The following is a 23,356-nucleotide window of genomic DNA, read 5'->3' as shown; positions in this document are numbered from 1 at the left end:
CTTGTCTGCAACAGGACAGGCCTTTTTTGAAGGAAATCAAGATTCGTTGAGATCCATCTCTTTTGCATAAGCGTAAGAGATGACTTCTCCCTGTTTTGTCGAGCGATAAACCGACTTCGTTATGAGAGTAATTAGATATTTCGACAGAACCGAACGCGGCAAATTTTTCGTTAATTCGTTCCAGTACTTTGATTTCACGGTCAGAGAGTACACCATCCATCAATTTATGATCTGGAATGACCTGGTGTTTTTCATAACCATTTTTATAAACGACATGAACATGAGCTATATGATTTGTTGTCAATAGACCGAAAAGCAAATCAAAGTCTTGGGGAACTGGCCCATAAGGTAAATGGATATATCGTGTTCCAGAGATAGAAATACCGTTTTCTTTATAGAAAAGCATATCTGAGTAATTTAATAATTTCAGCAATTTTACTTTTGGCAAGCCAGGACATTGATGGGTAAAGAAGAGCACCATGGCACAAAATTTTTCGTAATCAAAAGCTTTAAAACCATTTTCAATAGAAGGCTTCTTATTAAAAATAAGATTGGTCATCTTTTTGGCTAGGGATGATTGCGATTGATCATTCAGTTGATCTAGTGTCTTTAAAAGTTTGTTCTTTTGCTTTTCATCAATAATAATTTCATTATCAGACAAATAATTACGCATGTTTTCTGGGTTTTGTAAGAACAAAAGCAGACTGTTATGGACTTTATCCTGAATTGCTCCATTCTCATAACGATGCACTGTTTTATCACCCCAATTAAGAAGCTGTGCGAAACTTCTTTGACTTAGTCCGTACATTTCTCTGATTTTCTTAATTTCTTCTGGAAACAACAATTTGTGGTTTCTGCGATACTGATTATAGGCAGCGGTAAGCGTTGCATTATCTAGTTCTTCACAATAGAATTCTTCTTGGCAATGAGCACAAACTAAGATTTGTGCGCAAACCTCGATGTTTTCACCACACACATTATAAATTTCTTGTTTTGAGATGATTTGAGTTTCAACAATTTTTCCACAAACTTCACAGAATTTTTTCATAGCCTTAACCTCCTACAACTTCTCGGGCAAATTCATCTTCGTGAAATGCCAGACATTTAAGAATATTCTCTCCATCTTCCTGAACAATTTTTATTTTAATGTAAAAATTAGATCCAGCGAGTATTTTTTTAAATTCCCATAGTACGCCAGGTCTGTCAAAGTCTTGCTTAGGCCCTTTGTAGTAATCATTGACGGTTAATGACATGATTTCATCTTTTACGTCTTGGATCGTAAACCAATTTGTGCTAATGCCTGTAAATTTTTTCTTCTGGGAACAAAGTCATATTTTCCGGTAGAGACTGATCTTTTAGCTTCTTCAAGAAATGTTACGATTTCTGCAATCCTAGCTTGATGGACCATGAACTCACCTCTACCTTAATTATATTCTATAGGGAAGTTGATCAAAATGGTATCATATGACCGCGAATTATTTCCCCTTGTAAAATATCGATACTTGAATTATCGTTGCTTGCAATAAACATAACGTAATCAATGAAGTAAGAAAGTAACAGGAAGAGTTTATGGATTTTCCTTTATTCTAAACCAGAGATTAAATAGCTTTCGAACCGGACTTTTCATAAAAGGACAAATAAAAGATTTTTTATTCCACTGAATCAATTTGAGAGAGGAAAAGAAGCGGAGGCTGAGAATTTTATTCGATCTGCGTCCAGGTTCTTTTCAGATTGAGAAAAGATGCTAAAGTAGGATCAGAAAGAAGGAAAGTGATGATGAAACCCATTCAACCTATGGATCTGAATAGCTACTGGTTCTTGTCCAAATTAACGATGAATCCTTATCGTGAAGAAGTCATTGCCTGTGTTCGCTCCCAAATGGAGCTGCAGGAAAATCGTTACTGTCATGAACTGATGATTAAAAAAGGAAAGGCGTGGGAAACACGGCTAAAATTGAAGAAACCTGGGTTAGTCTGCTTTTTGGATGCGGACACCTTACTTTTAACCAACGCAGAAACATCTTTATTTCAGAGTGATCCCAAGAAAACTCAATTTTTAACCTATTCATTGAAAACCGGCGATCTGACTGAGATCTTTTCTCTTCCGTTTCCAGTATCCTCAGCCCATTATTTAGGCGGCACACAGCTGATCGTCAAAGCTGAGGTGGATGAAAATGTTGGGGAGGATGAAGCGAATTTCCCAACAGGAAACACGTATAAAGAAAACGTTATGGTCTTGGAAGAGCTGCCCTGGTGTGCAAATGGCCGTGGCTTCATTAGCCGTCATCGAAACCGGTTGTTTGTGGCCGACTGGACGACACAGCAATATCAGTCGATCACCTCTTCCGATTTTCAATGTGGCGGTGTGGCGGTTTGCCCGGATCGTCATCAGGTTTTATTTACCGGAATGACTTACAAGGATAAAGCTTCTCAGAAGGAAGGTCTTTTCCTTTATGACGCAGTCAGGCAGGAAGTAACGACGTTGATTGAAGAGGGCGTTTTCCGCCGGATTAAAGAACCTTGTTTTTTGAATGACAGCCTTGTGTTTGCGGCTACGAAAGGCGAGCGTTACGGAAAAAATGAAGCGCTGGATTTCTATCTTCTGAATCCGATGACGAAGCAATACCGGATTTTGAAAGCGCTGGATCATCCTTTGGGAAACTCAGTTGTATCCGACTGCCGGTTAAACAGCGGCAGTGCCGTCAAGGTTGTTCAAGATCAGCTTTACTTTACGATGACCGTGGGATGGACGACGCCGTTATTTCGTCTGGATTGTGATGGAAAGCTGGAAAAGATCCTGGATTTTGATGGATCCATTGACGACTTTGCTTTTAGCGGTCAGACGTTGTGGTTGATAGCGCAGCGGACTAACGCTCTGCAGGCTCTGGTTACGGTTGATTTAAAAACAAAGAAGCTAAAAACTGAAATAGATTGGAATCAGGCGGCGCTGCTTGACCGTTATGTTGCTCAGCCGCAGTATTTTCCTTTTTCTTCACGCGGCCGCAGGATTGACGGCTGGGTTATGCCGCCGATTAATTACGATCCCAGTCAACAATATCCGGCGGTACTGCAAATTCACGGCGGTCCTAATCTGGCTTATGGAGAAGTATTCCATCATGAAATGCAGATGCTGGCCAGCGCCGGATATTTCGTGCTTTTCTGCAATCCTGTCGGATCGGTGGGCCGGACTGATGAATTTGCGGATATCCGCGGCCGGTATGGGGATGAAGATTATCAGAATCTATTGGATTTTATCTCAGCTGTGCTGCCGGCTTTTCCAGCGATTGATTCTAAACGGGTGGCGGTCTGCGGCGGCAGTTACGGCGGGTTTATGGTCAATTGGATTATCGGCCATACATCTCAATTTGTCTGTGCCGTCAGTCAGCGATCGATCGCTAACTTCATGACGATTTACGGTTTGAGTGATTTTGGTTATTATTTCGTGCGCGATCAGCTGGCGGCGGAGCCTTTAAGTGAAGCGGGGCAAGCTGCGATCCATCAGCAATCGCCGATCCGGTATGTTGGTAACGTACAGACGCCGACACTGTTTCTGCACAGCGATCAGGACTGGCGGTGTCCGCTGTCGGAAGGACTGCAGATGTTTACAGCTCTGACCGATTTGGGAGTCAAGACGCGGATGGTCTGTTTTCAAGGGGAGAATCATGAACTCAGCCGCAGCGGGAAACCTCAGGCCCGGCAGCGCCGTTTATTTGAGATCCAAAGCTGGCTGGATCAGTGGTGTCATAAGCAGTGAAAGAATTAAAAATGAGATAAAACGATTAAAATCACAGCCTATCGTTCGCATGAATGATACGATATAGGAATAAAGCGGAAAGACGGCAATGCTGCCGCCTTTTCATTTGCTCATTGAGGTTTTCTTTCGTGAATTGCAAAAGTAAATGCAAGCTTCCTAAATCAAGAGTGATATTTACTTCTGCAAATTACGATAGTCACCAGAGATACCGGTTTTTCAATTTTTTGTTGTAATTTTATCGATCTTGCAAATTCGAGCTGAACATCTCAAAAGCAGGAACATCTGAATAATCTAGTGCATCGTTGAGTTTTTACGATTCTTTAACCCTTGCAATGACTTTAAGATGGAAAAGGGAGGGGCATTGTGTAAAAAATGGAGTATTCTAACCTAAGCGGCTGAAATACTCCATTTTGTTCATTGTTTAAAGGTTTTTATCTTATCGGATTAATTATTCAGCCAAAGCCGCAGAAACAACTCGGCCGGCTTCCACACCCGAGGTCATGGCCCATGTGAATGTTGAACTTGGCAAATACAAGTCACCTTGAACGCCGCCGACCACTTCACCGGCCGCATACAATCCAGGAACAGCTTCTTCCGATGTGTTTAAGACCTGCATGGAATCATTAATGCAGATACCGCCTAATGACGTTGAATAACGGATTGACATTTCCAGTGCATAGTAACGGCCTTCTTCAGCAATGGTCGTGGTTAATTGGCGTCCGAATTCATCTTCGGCCCCGGCAGTCACAGCTTCATTGTACTTCGCAACCGTAGCCTTGAGAGCCTCCGCCGGAACATCCAGTTTTTCTGCCAGTTCTTCTAAAGTATCGGCCCCCTTATAGAACGGCTGACCTGTATAGTCATCCGCTGTCCACTTAGCCGCATCTTCCGCGGAGTAAATGCTGGCCATCGCAGCATTGAACGCATCATAGTTTTCCTGATCCATCAGTAAGTATTGTCTTTCATTCTTTTCCATCGCCAGCATCAATTCCCAAGTATCCCCGTTTTCACAAGCGAATCTTTCCCCTTTTTCGTTGATCAGGATACCGCTCATGTTGTAGGCTTTGCCAACACCCATGTTTGTGTACTGAGGAGCACCGCTTGGAAGAATCATCGTGTTAGGCTGCTTATTTAACCAAGTCAAGTTACGAGTAGCACCGTCAACTGCCTTGATCATTTCCAAAGCATCGCCATCATGACCGGAATGTCCTGAATAACGGAAGGCGAAGTATTCTTCCGGAACGATGTCCTTGTTATGACCATAACCCCCGGTTGCCAGAATAACCGCTTTAGCATTGATTGTGTAGTTAGCCTCTTCTCCAGTGGCCTTAACGCCTACAACGCTACCCTCATTGACAATGAGTTCAGTGGCCTGAGTGTTCAGCAGCAATTCAGCTCCTGCATCCAGCATAATTTCTTTCAGCTTGAGCATTGCCCCGGAACCGCTGCCTTCAAAGGAATAGCTTGCCCCGGAACCTTCATGCTTGTACGGCATGTTGCCGCCATTTTCATCTACGATCCAGTCGAAGTTAGGTCCGATAATTCTGGTGAATAATTCAAGGGTTGGAAGATGGTTTTTGTTATGGCCGATGGCCAGCAGCCGTTCTTTTAGGGCTTCTGGTGAATCTTCATAACCCGCTTCTTTTTGCCATGTGCTGTTTGTAGCGGACAAAGTTCCCCCTGCCATAGCGCTGGCGCCGCCGACCATCGGTGTTTTTTCAAGCAAGATTACTTTATAGCCATCTTTTGCAAGATACTGCGCCGCCATCATCCCTGAAGATCCGCCGCCTACGACAACGACGTCCGTATCCAAGGTTTCCTCTTTTAATTCGGCTTTTTCCGGGGCGGCACCGAATTTATCCATATCCGCTCCGGCTTGAGCCAAAGCCTCATTCACCGCAGTTCTGAAACCGGCGGATGTAACGGTAGCGCCAGCCACCAGATCTACCCCTGTCGTTTGGTATTCTACCATCTTATCTGCTAAAATAGTAACGGCTTCTGAACCAATCCCCTTGGTTTCTTTGTGATCCACGACCTTAATTTCAGTAATGGCGTCTTCAGTGACGGTAACATCCAGTTTGATGTCGCCTTTGAACCCTGTCCCCACGGAAGAATAAGTGCCGGGAGTCATTTTTGTTTCCGGATTGGCTGTTGGCGCTGGCGATGATGAACATCCGGCTAACAACATCAGTCCGCACAACAAAAGTGCTGATAAACGTTTCATTTTTTTTCTCTCCTCACTAGACAATCGTCTACTATTATTTTATTGGTAATATCCGGCCGTGTCAATTCATTGGACGCACAATTTTAGAATCATTTTTATTTTTTCAAGTGAAAAGTTAAATTCCAAATATAGGCAGGGCATGCGGATAAAAATTTAATATGATCAGAGGAAACATGAAATAGAACAGTTTTGGCTGCTGGGAAGTCGTATTGTTTGTTTGTTGTAAAGAATTCAATGCCATCGGACAAAGGTTGATAAAAAGAGCAGAAGAAGGTTTTTTTAGGATAATCAAGGTTATTGCCGGGATGCGGAAAACAAGTTGACACCCCTATCGAAATCGCTTACAATTAAAACGAAGTTGGATTGTTATTGTTTTACAAAACAAGCAAAACCAATTTGCAGGACTTTTGTGTCTTGCAGATTGGTTTTTTTGCTTTTTTGAGATGATTTTAAAACAATCCAGCCCGCAGGAAACAGAAAGAGAGGAATCCCGTATGAAAGTTTTGATCGGCCAGTTTGTGACGGAATCCAACGCCAACATCCCTCATCAGTGTGAAATCTCAGACTATGATATTGCCTTTGGTGAAGAATGTATCCAGAAAATGCAGATTCGTGATGTGTTTGATCGCCATGACATCGACTTGATCCCCGCGATTTATGCCAATGCCGGAGCTAACGGCGTTGTCAGTGAAGCCGCCTTTGCTTATATTGAAAGCTGTTTTTTAAAGACGGTGAAGGAGCATCGTCATGAAATCGACGGTATTTATCTCATGCTTCATGGAGCCAGTGAAGTTGCCGGGCTGGCAGGAGGTTCTGGGGATCATCATATTATTCAGGAAATCCGCAAGCTTGTCGGACCCTACATTCCCATCGCTGTTTCCTGCGATCCTCACGGCAATTTAAAAAAGGATTATGTGGAAGCCCTGCAAATTCTGCGCAGCTACCGCCAGTCTCCGCATACGGATAAGGAAGAAACCTACGAAAAAGTCACGGAACTCTTATGCCAGCTGCTAAAGCAGCGTCAGCATATCCATGCCGTTTACCGCAAGCTGCCCCTGATCTTAGGCGGGGAACAGAGTGTTTCAGCGGATGAGCCGGTGCGTTCGATTAACATTTATATGGATGAATTAGAACAAGACCCGCGGATTCAGAGCTGTTCCTGGCATGTCGGCTATATCCGCCATGACTGCGCGGTCGCTGGCTGCGGCATCGTGGTCGTGCCTGCCCGCACGGAAGATCAGGCCTATGCGGAAACAATCGCTGATCAGCTGGCAGACTATGTTTGGCAGCGCCGGCATGAATTCCATTATACCGGCTTAACAGCTAAGCCTGAACAAGCCCTGGCGATGACGCTGGACTTTGCGGGAAGCCCGGCGGTCATTACCGATTCCGGCGATAATACAACCTCCGGGGCGACAGGATGGAACACATTTGTGCTGCGTCAGGTCTTAGCGGAGCCCAACTTGAAGAAATCCTTTCTGTTTGCGCCGATCTGCGATCCGAAAACCGCAGGCCAACTGAAAAACTGCCAGCCAGGGGAAGCCGTCAAGATCTGTTTGGGTGCGGGGGTTGACGCACTTTCAGAAAGCGTCCCGCTGGACGTTGTCGTGAAAAGGCATGGTGAAATCGCGCGGTTTGTCGGCGAGGAGCTGATTAAGGTGTTCGGCGGCTGTACCCTCGTCAGCGTTAAAGACAAGCCCATCGACATTCTGATTTCAGAAACCAGCCAGCCGATCATCATGAACGCGCAGCTGCGGCATATCGGCATTGAATGGACAGATTATGATGTAACGGTGGTGAAGCAGGGTTACATCTTCCCGGATTTTAAAGCTCAGGCCGGCTTCTATGTCATGTCGCTGACCGACGGCGCGACACCGCAGGATACGGCTTCCATTCCATTTAAGCGGATCATGCGCCCGATGTTTCCCATTGATCAGATCTAAATAGAAAAGAGGATAAGAATATGAAAGTCTTAGTCGGTTTGTTTACAACTGAATCCAATGCCAATGTTCCGGGAAAGAATGAGATAACGAGTTATGATCTCGGCTTCGGCGAGGACTGCATCCGCAAATTGCGGGTGGCTTCGGTCTTTGAGGAAGAAGGGATTGAGATGATCCCCGCGGTGTATGCCAGCGCCGGGGCTTCCGGGGTGGTCACCCGTTCCACCTTTGATTATATTGAATCGCTGTTTCTGGATACTGTCCGCAAGCATCTCCATGAGCTGGACGGTATTTATCTGCATCTGCACGGCGCCAGTGAAGTAGAGGAAATCGGTTCGGGCGATCATCATATCCTGTTGTCCATCCGCAAGCTGGTCGGGCCGTATCTGCCAATCGCGGTGGCCTGCGATCCACATGGCAATCTGTGTCAGGAATATGTGGAAAACTGTACGATTCTGCGCAGTTATCGGGAAAGTCCGCATACCGACGCCGATGAAACCAAGCGCAAAGTGGCGAAGATGCTTTGCGATCTGCTGAAAAAACGTCAGCATATCCATGCCCTTTACCGCAAGCTGCCTTTGATCTTAGGCGGAGAACAGAGTGTATCAACGGATGAACCCGTCCGTTCGATCAATCAGTATATGGATGAGTTGGAACAGGATCCGCGGATTTTAAGTTGTTCTTGGCATGTCGGCTATATCCGTCACGACACGGATGTGGCCGGCTGCGGCATCGTTGTTGTTCCGGCATCACAGAAGGATAAAGCCTATGCTGAAGAAATTGCCGATCAGCTGGCAGCTTATGTCTGGGATCGCCGGCATGAATTCCACTATACCGGTCTGACCGCCAAGCCGGAGGAAGCGCTGCGGATGGCGCTGGAGTTTGAGGGGAAACCAGTGTTCATCACCGATTCCGGGGATAATGTGACTTCCGGCGCGACCGGTTGGAATACCTTCATCCTGCGTCAGGTCTTAGCGCTTGATCAGTTAGAAAAGAAGTTCCTGTTTTCCAATATCTGCGACCCGGAAACCTGGAAACAGCTCAACGAGCTGGAAATCGGCAGCGAAGCGCACATTCGCTTAGGCGTCAATGCCGATGAGTGGTCGAAGGCGACAGAGCTGGATGTAACCGTTCGTTCCAAAGGTTATTTGCGCGGATATCTGATGCATGATCATGACGCGCACTACGGCGATGCAGTGGTCGTTTCCGTCAAGGGACTGCCCATCGATATCAGCGTGGCCTCGACCCGTCAGACGATGTGTGAAAAACACCAGTTTGACCAGATCGGTCTGGATTGGGATAACTACGATGTGATCGTCGTGAAGCAAGGCTACATCTTCCCGGAACTGAAAGAAAAGGGAAAACTCTGCATCATGTCCTTAACGATGGGAGCAACACCGCAGGACACAGCTTCGATTCCTTTCAAACGAATTATGCGGCCGATGTTCCCGGTGGATCAGATTTAGAGGTGCGTAGGATGAAGGTTTTAATCGGCTTCTTTACCACGGAGTCCAACGCGAATATCCTCCAGAAGGCCAATCTGGCGAATTATGACTTAGCTTTCGGTGAGGAATGCCTGCGTAAAAACAAAATCAGCGATGTCTTCGATCAGACGGGGATTGCGATGATTCCCGCGCTGTATGCCAACGCGGCCGGGGCCGGGGTGATTGAAAGGAATGCCTTTGATTATATTGAAAGCTGCTTCTTGAAGGCGGTGCGGGAACATCTGAATGAACTGGATGGGATTTATCTGCATCTGCATGGCGCCAGTGAGGTCGAGGGTCTAGGCTCAGGTGATCATCATTTGATGAAGAAAATCCGCGAGCTGACCGGGCCGTATCTGCCGATTGCGGTGGTGTGTGATCCCCATGGCAATCTGACGCGGGAGTACGTGGAAAGCTGTACGATTCTGCGCAGCTATCGGGAAAGTCCGCACACCGACGCGGACGAAACCAAGCGCAAGGTTGCGCAGATGCTTTGCGATCTGTTGAAAAAGCGTGAACATATTCATGCCATCTACCGCAAACTGCCTTTGATCTTAGGCGGGGAACAGAGTGTATCCACGGATGAACCGGTGCGTTCAATCAATCAGTTTATGGACCAGCTGGAACTCGATCCGCGGATCTTGAGCTGTTCGTGGCATGTCGGCTATCTGCGGCATGATTGTCCGGAAGCAGGCTGCGGCATCGTCGTTGTTCCTAAGAAAACCGAGGATCAGGCTTATGCGGAAAAGATTGCAGACCAGCTGGCAAACTATGTATGGAATCAACGTCATGAATTCCATTATACAGGACTGACAGCTCAGCCGGATGAAGCCTTGCGGATGGCGCTGGAGTTTGAAGGCAAGCCTGTCTTTCTCACGGATTCCGGGGATAATGTCACCTCGGGAGCCAGCGGCTGGAATACTAGCATGCTGCGGCAGTTTCTTGCGGTTAAGGATTTAAAGAAACGTGTCCTGTTTGCGACGATCTGCGATCCGCAGGCAATCGCACAGCTGCAGGACAAGGCGATCAGTGAAAATACCGCGCTTGACTTAGGCATGAATGTTGATGATCAATCTAAAAGAGTTGCCTTGAAAGGGAAGATCATCGCCAAAGGCCCCCTGATGGGCAATCTCTGGAGCGGGCGCAGCCGGGTTTGGGGACAGACGGTTACCGTTCGTCTGATTTCACAGCCGATTGACATCATCATTGCCTCCAACAATAATACGCTGTGCGAGCAGCATCAATACATCGCGGCCGGTGTGGATTGGGATCAGTATGATGTGATCGTTGTCAAGCAAGGCTATATCTTCCCGGAATTAAAAGCAAAAGGGAAACTGTGCATCATGTCGTTAACGATGGGCGCAACGCCGCAGGATACCAAAACGATTCCATTCAAGCGGATTATGCGGCCGATGTTTCCAATCGATGAAATGTAAAAGAAGGTGAGATTTTGAAGGCAAAAGGAATGAAAGTGCTTGTTGGCCAGTTTAAAACTGAATCCAACGCCCAGGTTCCGATGCTGAACGAACTGGATCGTTATGATTTAGCCTTTGATGAAGAATGTCTGGTCAAATCGGAGGTGGCGGAAGTCTTTCGCAGCGAAGGCATCGAGCCAATTGGTGCCTTGTATGCGGATGCCGGGCCTTCGTGCGTACTGAGTTGGGCAGCGTTTACTTATCTTGAACAATGCTTTTTACGCTCCGTTCGGGAACACCTGCACGAATTGGACGGCATCTACCTGCTTTTGCACGGCGCCAGCGAGGTGGAAGGGTTAGGTTCCGGTGATCATCACTTGTTGAAGAAAATCCGCGAACTGACCGGGCCGTATCTGCCGATTGCGGTGGCGTGTGATCCGCATGGAAATCTGACGCGGGAATATGTGGAAAACTGTACGATTCTGCGCAGCTATCGGGAAAGTCCGCATACGGACGCGAAGCAAACGAAGCAGAAAGTGGCGCGGATGCTTTGCGACTTATTAAAAAACCGACAGTCTTTCAAACCTGTCTACCGCAAGCTGCCGTTAATCTTGGGCGGGGAACAGAGCGTATCGACGGATGAGCCGGTGCGGTCAATCAATCAGTTTATGGACCAGCTGGAACAGGATCCGCGGATTCTAAGCTGTTCGTGGCATGTCGGCTATCTGCGTCATGATTGTCCGGAAGCGGGCAGCGGTGTCGTCGTCATCCCCGCTTCCCTGAAAGATCAAGCTTACGCGGAAGAAACCGCGGATCATCTGGCAGAATACGTTTGGGAAAGACGCCATGAATTCCATTACACAGGCCTGAGTGCAAAGCCCGAAGAAGCTTTGCGGAGGGCATTGGAGTTTGAGGGGAAACCGGTGTTTCTGACCGATTCCGGAGATAATACAGGCTCCGGCGCTCCGGGATGGAATACCGAGCTGCTTCGGCAGACCCTGGCGCTGCAGCCGCAGAAACGCTTCCTGTTTGCCAATATCACCGATCCGCAAGCCTACGCCCTTGTGCGGGATCTGCCTGCGGGGACGACGCTGACGCTGGATTTGGGAACCAACGCCGATCCTTGGAGTCAGTCGGTTTCACTTCCTGTTCAGATACAGGCGAAGGGTGAGCTGAAAGGCTGCATGATGCATGACCGCAGCGCCACCTTTGGCCATTCGGTGCTGGTTTCCATCCTGGATACGTCAATTGACGTCAACCTTGCGGATACCAACTGGGGCATGTGCGAAGAACATCAGTTTGCCAGCGCCGGGATGGATTGGGATGAATATGACATTATCGTTGTGAAGCAGGGCTATATCCAGCCTGAATGCAAAGCGAAAGGGAAGCTGTGCGTGATGGCGCTGACGCCCGGAACGACACCGCAGGATACGACTTCGATTCCATTTAAGCGGATCATGCGGCCGATGTTTCCAATTGATGAAATTTAGGAGGAAAAAGTAATGGAAATCAATGCAGGCCGGTTATGGAACCGGCTTCAAGAACTCGGTAAAATCGGTGTGGATCCCCATGGCGGTATCACCCGCTGGACGTTTACCGAGGAGGATATGCAGGCCCGGGACTGGCTTGCGGATCAAATGAAACAAGCCGGTCTGAGTGTGCGGGAAGATCCGGTTGGCAATGTGATCGGCACTTACAATCCTGCCGACAGCTTAGAGGCTCCGGTACTCAGCGGATCCCACTTTGACACCGTCCGCTGCGGCGGAATCTTCGACGGCTGTCTGGGCTTGCTAGCAGCCCTGGAAGCGGCGCAAACGCTTAAGGAAAACAACGTGATGCTCAAACGTCCCTTGATGGTGATCGGCTATCGTGATGAGGAAGGCAACCGGTTCAGCTCCGGCATGGTGGGAAGCAAAGTGGTTACGGGCAAAGCGGACGATGCCGATTTTCTGGCACAGGATGCGACGGGGATCACGATCGGGGAAGCGATGAAACAGCGCGGCTATCACCCGGAAGATTATAAACAAGGCCGGATTGATCCGATTCATGCCAGCGTGGAGCTGCATATCGAACAGGGCAAGGTTTTGGAACAAGCCGATTGTCCGGTCGGCATCGTCGAAGGGATTCCTTATCTGCGCTTCTACGAAGTCACCCTCAGTGGCTGCAGCGGCCATGCCGGGGCGACGCCGATGAACGACCGTCAGGATCCGGTTGTCGCGATGACGAAGTGGATTCAGAAGATCACAGCACTGGCATCCCAGCAGCCTTACACCGTCGCCACCGTCGGCAACATCCAGACCTTCCCTGGTTCTACGAATGTGATTTGCGATCATGTCACCTTCTCACTCGATATCCGCAGTCTAAAAGAACATCACATCGACGACTGCCTGGCGGCGATGAAGCCCTTGGAAGCGGAGCTGGAAAGCGCGGGGATTGGCGTAAGCTGTCAGCTGCGCCATATTCTCTACGGTCTGGCTTGCGATGAACGTCTGAAAACGGATCTGGAACACATCATGAGCCAACGCCGGATCCCTTACCAGCGGTTGATGAGCGGCGCGGGGCATGACAGTCAGAACTTCAAGGATGTCTGTCCCTGCGCGATGATCTTTGTCCGCTCCCAACACGGCTATTCCCACCGCAAGGAAGAATACAGCACGCCGCAAGACTGCGCGGCCGGAGCTCAGGCTCTGCTGGATTTGCTTGCCCAGCTGACTATGGAATAAAGTCATCCAGCTTCCATTACAGAAGAAAGATAAAAGAAAGAAGGAATTCTATCCATGAAAGTTTTAATCGGAACCTTTGTTACTGAATCCAATGCCAACGTACCCGCAAAAGCCCGGATGAACAATTACGATCTGGCTTTCGGCGACGACTGCCTCCGTAAGATGAACGTTTCTGACATCTATGAGGATGCTGGAATTGAGATCGTTCCGTCGATCTACGCCGATGCCGGCGGCAACGGGGTGGTTACCAAGGAAGCTTTTGATTATATCGAAAGCTGTTTTGTGAAGTCAGTGCGTGCGCATCTGCATGAATTAGACGGCATTTATCTGTTTCTGCACGGCGCCAGCGAGGTTGAGGAAATCGGCTCGGGTGATCATCACATCTTAAAGACGATCCGGGAAATCACCGGTCCGTATCTGCCGATTGCGGTCGTCTGCGATCCGCATGGCAACTTGTGTCAGGAATATGTGGATAACTGTACGATTCTGCGCAGCTACCGCCAGTCGCCGCATACCGACGCCCAACAGTCCAAGCGGATTGTTTCCCAAATGCTTTGCGATTTGTTGAAGGATCGGCAGCACATTCATTCTGTCTACCGCAAGCTGCCGCTGATTCTGGGCGGGGAACAGAGCGTGTCCGCGGATGAACCGGTGCTTTCCATTAACCGTTATATGGATGACCTGGAACAGGATCCAAGGATCCGCAGTGTTTCCTGGCATGTCGGCTACATCCGCCACGATTGCGACGTGGCGGGCTGCGGCATCGTGGTCGTTCCGCAGAACACGGAAGATCAGGCCTATGCTGAAGCGATTGCCGATCGGCTGGCGGCTTATGTCTGGGACAAGCGGCATGAATTCCATTATACCGGACTGACAGCCCAGCCCGACCAGGCTCTGAAAATGGCGCTGGAATTTGCCGGGAAACCGGCGATTATCACGGATTCCGGCGACAATGTCACCAGCGGCGCGACCGGCTGGAACACGTTTATCCTGCGTCAGGTGCTGGCTGTGGAAAATTTGGAAAAGAAGTTCTTATTCGGTACGATCTGTGATCCGGACTGCTACAAAAAGCTGGCGGAGCTGCCGGAGGGAACGGAAACCACGATCAGGCTGGGTACTGGTTATGATGAATACTCCGCCCCGGTCACCCTCGATGTGACGATTCAGTCGCATGGGGAGCTGCGCGGCTTCATGTACCGTGATCACAACAAGGCCTACGGCTATGCGGTAACCGTCAGCGTCAAGGGGATGCCGATCGATATCATGGTGGCCTCCAACCGGTTCGCGATGGTGGAAATTCATCAGTTCGTCGACGCCGGCATCGATCTGGACGATTACGATGTTTTGGTTGTCAAGCAAGGCTACATTTTCCCTGAACTGAAGGACTATGGCAAGCTGTGCGTGATGTCCTTAACCGGCGGAGCGACGCCGCAGGATACAGCTTCCATTCCGTTCAAACGGATTATGCGGCCGATGTTTCCCATCGATCAAATTTAAAAGGAGGACGCTATGAAAATTATCGCGGCGAAATTTACACTGGAAGCCAACGAACACGTTCCGATGTTTTGCGATCTGGAAAACACAGCGCTGAGCTTTGGTCAAGAGGCGCTGTCGCATATGCAGCTGGGCGAGGTGACTGAGCGGCCGAATTTAGAACTCATTCCGGTCTTGTGCGCGGATGCCGGCTGCAGCGGCGTCATGCGGAAGGGCTGCTTCGACTATCTGGAGCAGCGGATTCTTGGCGCGATCCGTGAGCATCTTGCGGATCTCGACGGTATCTATCTGCATTTGCACGGCGCGAGCTTTGTGGAACAGATCGGCAGCGGCGAGCAGCATTTGCTTCAGCAAATCCGCAAACTGACCGGACCCTATCTGCCGATCGCGGTCGCCTGTGATCCGCATGGCAACCTGACTCAGGAATATGTTGAAAACACGACGTTTATCCGTTCCTATCGGGAAGCTCCGCATATTGATATCGCGGAAACGGTTCAGCGCACATTTCAAACGCTGATCGATCAGATTGAGCATCCTCAGGGTGGCCGGCCGGTCTACCGCAAGCTGCCGCTGATCTTAGGCGGGGAACAGAGCGTATCGGTGGATGAGCCGGTGCGTTCCATCAATCATTATATGGATGAGCTGGAGCAGGATCCGCGGATTCTAAGCTGTTCATGGCATGTCGGTTATCTGCGCCACGATTGCCCTGAAGCGGGATGCGGAATCGTTGTGATTCCTGCGGGCGCTGCGGATCAGGCGTATGCGCGGAAGATCGCGGATCAGCTGGCAGAAACCGTCTTCAGCAAGCGGCACGAATTCCACTACACCGGCACGACGGCCAGCCCGGAAGAGGCCTTGCGGATGGCGCTGGAGTTTGACGGCAAACCGGTGTTCATCACTGATTCCGGCGACAACGTCACCTCGGGGGCGATGGGCGCCAATACGTTCATCCTGCGTCAGGTTCTGGATCTGCCGCAGCTGAACAAGTCATTTTTGTTCGCGGCGATTAACGATCCGGCTGCCTGCGCCCAGCTGAGCGCCTGCGCTGATGGGCAATCAGCATCGGTGACCTTGGGGATGAATCTGGATGAACACAGCCGCCCTGTCAAGCTGAACGTCACCGTGCTGAATCATGGCCGGCAGGCGGGGACAGCGATGTATGGTGAGAAAGGGGATTATGGCCCGATCGTCACGGTTCGGGTTGAAGGCACGCTGATCGACATCGCGGTGACCGACAACAACCATTCCTTTGTCGAAGAGCGTCAGATTTCCGCCTGCGGGGTGAGCTGGGATGATTATGATGTGATCGTCGTCAAGCAAGGCTACATCCATCCGGAAATGAAAGCTAAGGGCAAGCTGTGCGTGATGGCGCTGACCGGCGGGGCGACGCCGCAGGATACCCGCCTGATTCCATTTAAGCGCATCCAGCGGCCGATGTTTCCAATTGATGAAATTTAAAGAAAGGATATAAGGATGACTGAAAAATTTTTATGGGGTTCCGCGACCGCGGCTTACCAATGCGAGGGCGCGTGGAACGCGGACGGCAAGGGACCGAGCATCTGGGATGAGTTTTGCCACAGTGAAAAGAACACGACCGGCATCACCGGCGATGTGTCCTGCGATTTCTTCCACCACTACCAAGAGGATATCCGGATGATGGCGGAGGGCGGACAGAACACCTATCGCTTTTCGATCAGCTGGTCGCGGATTGTGCCGAAGGCTGACCGCGTGATCAACGAACAAGGTTTTGAGTTTTACGACAACGTGCTGACAGAATGTGAGAAATACGGCATTGTTCCTAATGTCACGTTGGTTCACTACGATCTGCCGGACTATGTCGGCGCTCAGGGGGGCTGGTGCTGGGAAGGCATCGCGGATGAATTCGCGTATTACGCGGCGGCGGTATTCCGCCATTTCGGCGACCGCATCCCGCTGTATGTGACGATCAACGAGCCGACGCACAATGCTTCCTGCTGCTACATGGTCGGCAACTATCCGCCCAATGAGAAAGTCAATATGCAGCACTTCTGCCACTGTGCCTACAACATGGTGATGTGCAATGCCAAAGCGATCCGGGAGTTCCGCAAGCTTCATCTGAAATCCCAGATTGGTCTGGTCCACGCCTCCTGCAGCGCTGAAGCGCTCAAGGCGACGCCGGATTATCTGGAAGCGGTGGAAAACGGCGATTTGTTTACCAATGACTGGGTGCTTGATCCGGCGATCAAGGGGGAAATCCCACAGAAGCTGATCGACAAGGTAAAGGCCTCCGGGATTGATCTGTCGTTTATGAAGGCGGAGGACCGCGCGATCATCGCGGAGAATACGATTGACTTCCTCGGTCAGAATGCCTACAGCCGGCTGTTGGTGAAGCCGTATCATTCCGGTGAAACGTGCGCGACGGTCAACAATGCCGGTAACAACGATGGTTCCGGGAAGGCCGCCAAGGAAGGCAAAACCGTGAAGGGCTGGTTTGAGTCCGATACCGATCCGGACGTACCGCTCAACCCTTGGGGCCGGGAAATCTATCCGCAGTGCATCTATAATACCTTGATCAAGCGGAAACAGAAATACGGCGATATTCCAATCTATATTACGGAGAACGGGCATGGCGCGTATGACGTTGCGGATGAACAAGGCTATGTCGTTGATGACGACCGGATTGAATTTCTGAACAATTTTCTTGAACAGATTCTGAAAGCCAAGTCCGAAGGGGTCAACGTCAAGGGCTATTACGTCTGGAGTACGATGGATTTATACAGCTGGATCAATGGTTATAAAAAACGTTACGGCTTGGTGCGGGTCGATTATGACGATCCGGACTTAAAGCGCACGCCGAAGAAAAGCTACTTCTGGTATAAGCAGTTCATTGAAGACCATCAGGATTTGTAATCACGGGCATGCAAAAAGAAGCCAGACAAGGCACAGCCTTTCCCGATGACTTTCTGTGGTCAGCCTCGACCAGCGCTTACCAATTTGAAGGTCACTTTGAAAACGATGAAAAAGGCTTGTCCGTGCAGGAGGTGAAGGCTGGGCAAAAAGTAGTCTTGTGGAAAGCCGCGGATCATGTCCATCATCTTGATGAGGACATCGCGTTGTTGAAGCAGTTGGGTGTCCGTGCCTATCGGTTTTCGATCGCCTGGTCACGGATTCTTCCCGAAGGAAGCGGCCGGGTCAGCGAGCAAGGGCTGATGTTTTACCATCGTCTGATCGACGGATTGGTGGAGAATGGAATCCTGCCGATCGTCACCCTGCTGCACGATGATCTGCCGCTGGCGCTGGCTAGGCAGGGCGGCTGGTTTAACCGGAAAACGATCGACGCTTTTTTGACGTACTGCCGGATCCTGTTTGAACATTTTGGCCGTCAAGTGTTCCTGTGGCAGCCGATTGGTGAACAGAACCTGCAAGTGATTGCCGAGATCACAGCCCAGCGTCACACGCTCAGTGAGATCTTCCAGATGAATCATCATCTCTTTCTGGCTCAGGCCGGCGCGGTTAAGCTGGGGCGCGACTATGGTGTTTGCGGAAAGTTCAGTCCGGCCTTGAATCTGGTTGAGGTCATCCCCGCCAGTCCGAATCCTTTGGATGTGCTGGCAGCCAAGCAGATGGCAACGATCCGCAACTGGATGTTTCTGGACGTCGCGATGCAGGGGGAGTATTCCAGTTCAGACCGGGCGTTGCTCAGGCAGCTGAACGCCGAACCCGTATGGCAAGTGGAGGATGAAGCGCTGCTGCGGGAGGGCGTGTGTGATCAGATCGCCTTCAGTACGTACACCTCGGTGTGTGTTGGAGCATGGAAGCAGAGCGGATTTCAGGATCATACGGGTATGAAATATGGGTTTAACCTGCCGGGAATGTTTGAGATTGTGCCCAACCCCTGTTTGAAACCAACGGAATTTGCGGCGGAAGTGGATCCGTTAGGAACCCGGCTGATTTTGCAAGAGGCTGCCCAACGATACCAGAAACCGATCTTTGCGATTCTTCGCAGTCTTGGTCAGGAAGAAACGATCAGCGAAGAGGGCAAGATTCACGATGAAGCGCGGATCCGCTATTTAGCGCTGCAGTTTCAGCAGATGAAGGCGGCGATAGCCAACGGTGTTCAGCTGATCGGGATCTGCCCTTGGAGCGCCTTTGATCTGGTCAGTACCGCTGAGGGGTGGAAGCGCCGGTATGGATTTGTCTATGTGGATCAGCAGCAGAATTGCAGGCGGATTCCGAAGCAGAGTTATGCTTGGTATCGCGGCGTCATCGCGGAAAATGGGCGGACACTATGAAACTTTAAAATGAAAAATGAGGTGAAGAAAATGGAAAAACGACCGTTTTTATGGGGCAGCGCCACGGCGGCCTATCAATGTGAAGGGGCTTGGAACATCGAGGGTAAGGGAGTTGGCGAATGGGATGTCTTTTCGCATGAAAGTCCGCTGAACATTAACGGAGCAACGGGCGATGTGTCGTGCGATTTCTATCATCATTACGAAGAGGACATCCGGATGATGAAGGAAGGGGGTCAGAATTCTTATCGCTTTTCATTGTCCTGGTGCCGGATTTTACCGGAAGGACGTGGCCGTGTGAACGAGCAGGGGATCGCGTTTTATAATCGGGTGATCGACTGCTGCCTAAAACATGGCCTGGAGCCGAACGCCACGCTGTTTCATTACGATCTGCCGCAGGCGCTGGCCCAACAGGGCGGCTGGGCAAACCGGGATATTTTGGATGCCTTTGCGGAATATGCGAAAGTTTGTTTTGAGGCTTTCGGGGATCGAGTTAAGCTGTGGGTGACGATCAATGAGCCAAAATATTATGCTTACTGCAGCAACATGGTCGGCAATTATCCGCCGAATCACAAACTTGATTTCGATCGATATTTCAAGACGGTTTATCATGAAGCGGTGGCCAGCGCCAGAGCGGTGAAAATCTATCACGATTTACAGCTGGGTGGGGAAATCGGGATTGTTCATGATTCGAGCAATGTTGAGGTCGCCCCGCAGACGAAGGAACCGGAGCGGATTAAGGCGATCGCCGATCTGTTTTATAACCGTGTGATCTTGGACGGCGCTATCTTAGGCGAATTGCCGGGCGGCTTGATTCCATGGCTGCGGGAAAATGATATCGACACTTCCTATATCCGCTTTGAGGACACGCTGACATTGGCACAGGGCAAGGTCGATTTCCTCGGCCTGAATGTCTATAACCGGTTTTACATCACAGATTACACTGAGGGTGAAACCGAGGTGTTCCATAACAACAAGGGCGCCGGTTCCACTGCCAAGGAAGGAATCCGGATTAAAAACTGGTATGAAACGACGATTGACCCAACGACGAAGCGGAATCTGTGGGGCCGCGAAATTTATCCGCGCTGCATGTTGAATACACTGATGGAAATTAAAGAACGCTATGGCGAGATTCCGGTTTATATCACGGAGAACGGCCATGGCTGTTATGAAACACCGGATGAAAATGACATGGTTCAGGATGATGAACGGATTGAAATGATGCAGGGGTACATTGATTTCATGTTCAAAGCGATGGAAGCAGGCTGTGATGTCCGGGGGTATTATGCCTGGAGCACGATGGATTTGTACAGCTGGGTCAACGGCTATGAAAAGCGGTATGGTTTAGTTCGCGTTGATTTTGACAACAACTGCCGCCGAATACCGAAGAAGAGTTATTTCTGGTATCAGAAGCTGATTCAGGGTTTTCAGAATTGCATAAAAGAGAAATGAAGAAAAGATCCGCAGACAACACGCTGCGGATCTTTTTGAAAAAGTGCTTGGAAGAATCAATGATGGTGAGTTCGGAGATTTCCGGTAAGATATTTTGTATGCAGTCCTTGGGTAAAGCTTTTACTTTACTTTCTTTCGTAGTTTTTATTTGATATTGATGAGTTTTTCAGCGTACCTATGTCGGCTAAGGTTAAGGTAAGAACTTCATCTTCGATTAGATAAATAAGCACCAATCAGGTTGAATATGACATTTGCGAAAACCCTTAAAATTTCCTTTTAGTTGATGATCCATATTTTTTTATCTAATGGAATTCAGAAAGCTTAATCCCGCGATGGAATCAGATCCAGCATGCGAGCGATATCTTCTGCGGCCATCGTCATCTTTGATTTTTCGATTAGAAGATTACCGCCTGTCATAATATAGGATGGAAGAATCCGGATGTTTTGATAAGTAAGCACGCTGTTGCGGAGCTTATAGGTAGAAATAGCAGGGACAGCATTTTTGCCTGTCGTCTTCTTTGCGATCTTGTTGAAGGCTTTCTTGGCGACATCGCCCATCAAAAGAATGACTTTCAGATTGGGAAACAAAGCAATTTCTTTTTCTAAATAAGGAAGACTACGGTTGAGTTCATCATTACTGATGGAAGTGCTGACTTTGGGTGTTTTTACGGCGTTGGTGATGTAGATCCCCCGCTCCAGCAGCTGTTGAACGTCAGTAATAGGAAAACCGGCAGCTTCAAATAAGGCAAAGGTAGTTGTCAGGTAATCAGCATCAGCATAGCCATAGAAATCCTGCATGGGATCGGTTGGTACAACCTCGTTGATCAGTAGGGCGTGGATGGATAGAGGATCGAGTTCGATGTTATTGAGCTGGATATCAGGATGAATCCCCAGCTCTTTCTCAAGTTCATGACGAATATTCATACTCGGTTTCCTTTCTTTTCTTCCTTTATTATAAGGGAGAATAGTTGACAGCGGGGTGTCAGGATTGATTCTCTTTTGCCAAGGAGTTCACAAGATAAAATCACAGAGGATAAAGAAGTCAAAAAGAAATTGAAGTTCTGATATTTTTTCTTTTATTTGAGGGGATAATGATATTAAATCACGATTTACTAAATTTAGATTTAGTAAAAGGAGGGAACTATGTTTATCGGGAGAGAAGCAGAACTGCAATTTTTGGAAAGTCAATATCGTTCAACAGGTGGAAAGCTTGTTGTTCTTTACGGACGAAGAAGGGTCGGAAAAACTGAAACATTGAGGCAATTCTGTGAAGGAAAGCCGCATGTCTATTATGCTTGCCAGGAAAGTCCGGATCGCATGCAGCTGAGGGCGTTTTCTCAGAAGCTTTTAAAAGAGAAAATCCAAGCCAGCGCGTATATCCAGGAATTTGATGAATGGGAAAAAGCATTTTGGGCAATTCTTGAATTACCCTATAAAGATCAGAAAAAACTAGTTGTTATTGATGAATTTCCCTATATGTGCAGAAATAATCCAGGTATTCCATCAATTTTACAGAACTTATGGGATGAAGTCTTAAAAGATTCCGATGTCATGATTGTTTTATGTGGGAGTGCCATGAGTTTTATTGAGAAAGATCTGTTAGCTGAAAAAAATCCACTTTATGGAAGAGCGACAGGTATTTATAAAATGACGGAAATGGGATTTTATGATGCTATTCGGTTTTTCCCAGATTATTCAAATGAAGATAAGATATTGGCGTATTCCATTCTTGGCGGAGTTCCTCATTATCTTCGCCAGTTTGACTCCAACTTATCTTTAACAAAAAATATTAAACAAAACATTTTAATGAAAGGCTGCACCTTATACAGTGAGGTTGATTTCTTATTAAAACAAGAACTCAGGGAAACAGCAGTTTATAATTCAATCATTGAAGCTGTTGCGATGGGCAATACACGGTTAAATGAAATTAGCCAGAAGTCATTGGTGGAGGATACAGCAAAGACTGGAGTTTATCTTAAAAATCTTATAGAACTTGGTATTATTGACGTGAAATTTCTGTTGATGCGGGAATGCAAGAACGAGTAAATACAAACCGAGGCTTATATAAGCTGACAGATAATTTCTTTCGTTTTTGGTATGCGTTTGTTTTTAATCACTATTCGGATCTGGAAATGGGGGATGTAGATGGCATCTATGAGTATGTCGTAGCTCCGCAACTGCATAAATTTGCTTCTTTCACTTTTAAAGAGGTTTGCAGACAGTTTGTAAGACGTTTACAAAAAGAAAATAAACTGCCTTTTTGGTTTTCAAAAATGGGCCGTTGGACAGGAAAGACAACAATTCGTGATAAGACCAATGATTCAGGCTACCGCATCGGTGAAACAGAAATTGATATTCTAGCCCTTTCACAGGATAAGAAGAAATTGCTTGTAGGCGAATGTAAGTTTAAGAATACGTCGTTTCGTTACTTAGAATACTTGGATGTTTTGGCAAAATTAACCCCATTAAAAGAAACAGCTGAATTTTACTATGCCCTTTTTTCACAGTCTAGATTTGATGATCAGCTACAGGCGCAGGCTAGGCTTGATGATCATCTTTGTTTATATGATTTAGCTGACATTATTTTAGGAGATAAGCTTTAA

Annotated in this window: 18 protein-coding genes; 13 read left to right on the top strand and 5 right to left on the bottom strand. The window is 48.4% G+C overall.

Annotated features, from left to right (window positions below; genetic code table 11):
* On the bottom strand, nucleotides 1-1,048 hold a 1,048-nt coding region (locus tag BN162_RS17975), incomplete at its 3' end, for a type II TA system antitoxin MqsA family protein (protein ID WP_208854754.1).
* Between the two features lie 4 nt (nucleotides 1,049-1,052).
* On the bottom strand, nucleotides 1,053-1,253 hold the full coding sequence (locus BN162_RS17970) for a hypothetical protein (RefSeq protein ID WP_020225084.1): 201 nt from the start codon (nucleotides 1,251-1,253) through the stop codon (nucleotides 1,053-1,055).
* Nucleotides 1,254-1,773: 520 nt separating this feature from the next.
* Between BN162_RS17970 and BN162_RS10640 the strand changes: the two genes are divergently transcribed.
* The gene (locus tag BN162_RS10640; RefSeq protein ID WP_020225083.1) at nucleotides 1,774-3,753 is read left to right on the top strand and encodes an alpha/beta hydrolase family protein; all 1,980 of its coding nucleotides are present in this window, start codon (nucleotides 1,774-1,776) and stop codon (nucleotides 3,751-3,753) included.
* Between the two features lie 448 nt (nucleotides 3,754-4,201).
* Here the strand turns inward: BN162_RS10640 and BN162_RS10635 are convergent, their stop codons facing one another.
* Nucleotides 4,202-5,977: an FAD-dependent oxidoreductase gene (locus BN162_RS10635; protein ID WP_020225082.1), complete on the bottom strand. Its 1,776-nt coding sequence runs from the start codon at nucleotides 5,975-5,977 to the stop codon at nucleotides 4,202-4,204.
* A gap of 494 nt (nucleotides 5,978-6,471) precedes the next feature.
* Between BN162_RS10635 and BN162_RS10630 the strand changes: the two genes are divergently transcribed.
* From BN162_RS10630 to BN162_RS10585, 10 genes are read left to right on the top strand one after another with little or no spacing between them, the layout of a single operon-like run.
* Entirely contained in the window at nucleotides 6,472-7,920 is a 1,449-nt protein-coding gene (locus BN162_RS10630; protein ID WP_020225081.1) for a M81 family metallopeptidase, read from the top strand.
* A 20-nt stretch (nucleotides 7,921-7,940) separates the two neighbouring features.
* The gene (locus BN162_RS10625) at nucleotides 7,941-9,383 is read left to right on the top strand and encodes a M81 family metallopeptidase (RefSeq protein ID WP_020225080.1); all 1,443 of its coding nucleotides are present in this window, start codon (nucleotides 7,941-7,943) and stop codon (nucleotides 9,381-9,383) included.
* Nucleotides 9,384-9,394: 11 nt separating this feature from the next.
* Nucleotides 9,395-10,837: a M81 family metallopeptidase gene (locus BN162_RS10620; protein WP_020225079.1), complete on the top strand. Its 1,443-nt coding sequence runs from the start codon at nucleotides 9,395-9,397 to the stop codon at nucleotides 10,835-10,837.
* 29 nt (nucleotides 10,838-10,866) lie between these two features.
* The gene (locus BN162_RS10615) at nucleotides 10,867-12,306 is read left to right on the top strand and encodes a M81 family metallopeptidase (protein ID WP_040451971.1); all 1,440 of its coding nucleotides are present in this window, start codon (nucleotides 10,867-10,869) and stop codon (nucleotides 12,304-12,306) included.
* 12 nt (nucleotides 12,307-12,318) lie between these two features.
* On the top strand, nucleotides 12,319-13,539 hold the full coding sequence (locus BN162_RS10610; RefSeq protein ID WP_020225077.1) for a Zn-dependent hydrolase: 1,221 nt from the start codon (nucleotides 12,319-12,321) through the stop codon (nucleotides 13,537-13,539).
* Between the two features lie 54 nt (nucleotides 13,540-13,593).
* Nucleotides 13,594-15,036 carry a M81 family metallopeptidase gene (locus BN162_RS10605; protein WP_020225076.1) on the top strand — a complete coding sequence of 481 codons (1,443 nt, stop codon included), beginning with the start codon at nucleotides 13,594-13,596 and terminating at the stop codon, nucleotides 15,034-15,036.
* Nucleotides 15,037-15,048: 12 nt separating this feature from the next.
* Nucleotides 15,049-16,491, top strand: a complete 1,443-nt coding sequence (locus BN162_RS10600) for a M81 family metallopeptidase (protein ID WP_020225075.1) — start codon at nucleotides 15,049-15,051, stop codon at nucleotides 16,489-16,491.
* 15 nt (nucleotides 16,492-16,506) lie between these two features.
* Nucleotides 16,507-17,922: a glycoside hydrolase family 1 protein gene (locus BN162_RS10595; RefSeq protein WP_020225074.1), complete on the top strand. Its 1,416-nt coding sequence runs from the start codon at nucleotides 16,507-16,509 to the stop codon at nucleotides 17,920-17,922.
* Nucleotides 17,923-17,930: 8 nt separating this feature from the next.
* Nucleotides 17,931-19,304: a glycoside hydrolase family 1 protein gene (locus BN162_RS10590; protein WP_020225073.1), complete on the top strand. Its 1,374-nt coding sequence runs from the start codon at nucleotides 17,931-17,933 to the stop codon at nucleotides 19,302-19,304.
* 30 nt (nucleotides 19,305-19,334) lie between these two features.
* Nucleotides 19,335-20,753 (top strand): glycoside hydrolase family 1 protein, encoded by a 1,419-nt coding sequence (locus BN162_RS10585; protein WP_020225072.1) that lies wholly within the window; start codon nucleotides 19,335-19,337, stop codon nucleotides 20,751-20,753.
* Nucleotides 20,754-20,967: 214 nt separating this feature from the next.
* Here BN162_RS10585 and BN162_RS19065 read toward each other — a convergent pair whose 3' ends face one another.
* Nucleotides 20,968-21,045, bottom strand: a complete 78-nt coding sequence (locus BN162_RS19065) for a type II toxin-antitoxin system mRNA interferase toxin, RelE/StbE family (protein ID WP_081587923.1) — start codon at nucleotides 21,043-21,045, stop codon at nucleotides 20,968-20,970.
* 29 nt (nucleotides 21,046-21,074) lie between these two features.
* The gene (locus BN162_RS10580; RefSeq protein WP_020225070.1) at nucleotides 21,075-21,677 is read right to left on the bottom strand and encodes a uracil-DNA glycosylase family protein; all 603 of its coding nucleotides are present in this window, start codon (nucleotides 21,675-21,677) and stop codon (nucleotides 21,075-21,077) included.
* A 219-nt stretch (nucleotides 21,678-21,896) separates the two neighbouring features.
* Between BN162_RS10580 and BN162_RS18950 the strand changes: the two genes are divergently transcribed.
* Together BN162_RS18950 and BN162_RS18945 are read left to right on the top strand one after the other, a co-directional pair.
* A complete protein-coding gene (locus BN162_RS18950; RefSeq protein WP_208854753.1) occupies nucleotides 21,897-22,799 on the top strand; it encodes an AAA family ATPase in 903 nt (300 codons plus the stop codon).
* Nucleotides 22,784-23,356 (top strand): DUF234 domain-containing protein, encoded by a 573-nt coding sequence (locus tag BN162_RS18945; RefSeq protein ID WP_208854752.1) that lies wholly within the window; start codon nucleotides 22,784-22,786, stop codon nucleotides 23,354-23,356. Before BN162_RS18950 ends, BN162_RS18945 begins: the two co-directional genes overlap by 16 nt.

The sequence above is a fragment of the Holdemania massiliensis AP2 genome, assembly GCF_000327285.1.
In the GTDB taxonomy this organism is placed as follows: Bacteria; Bacillota_I; Bacilli_A; order Erysipelotrichales; family Erysipelotrichaceae; genus Holdemania; species Holdemania massiliensis.
Note: the sequence above shows the minus strand (reverse complement) of the source record. Positions and strands in the feature narration are given on the sequence as shown.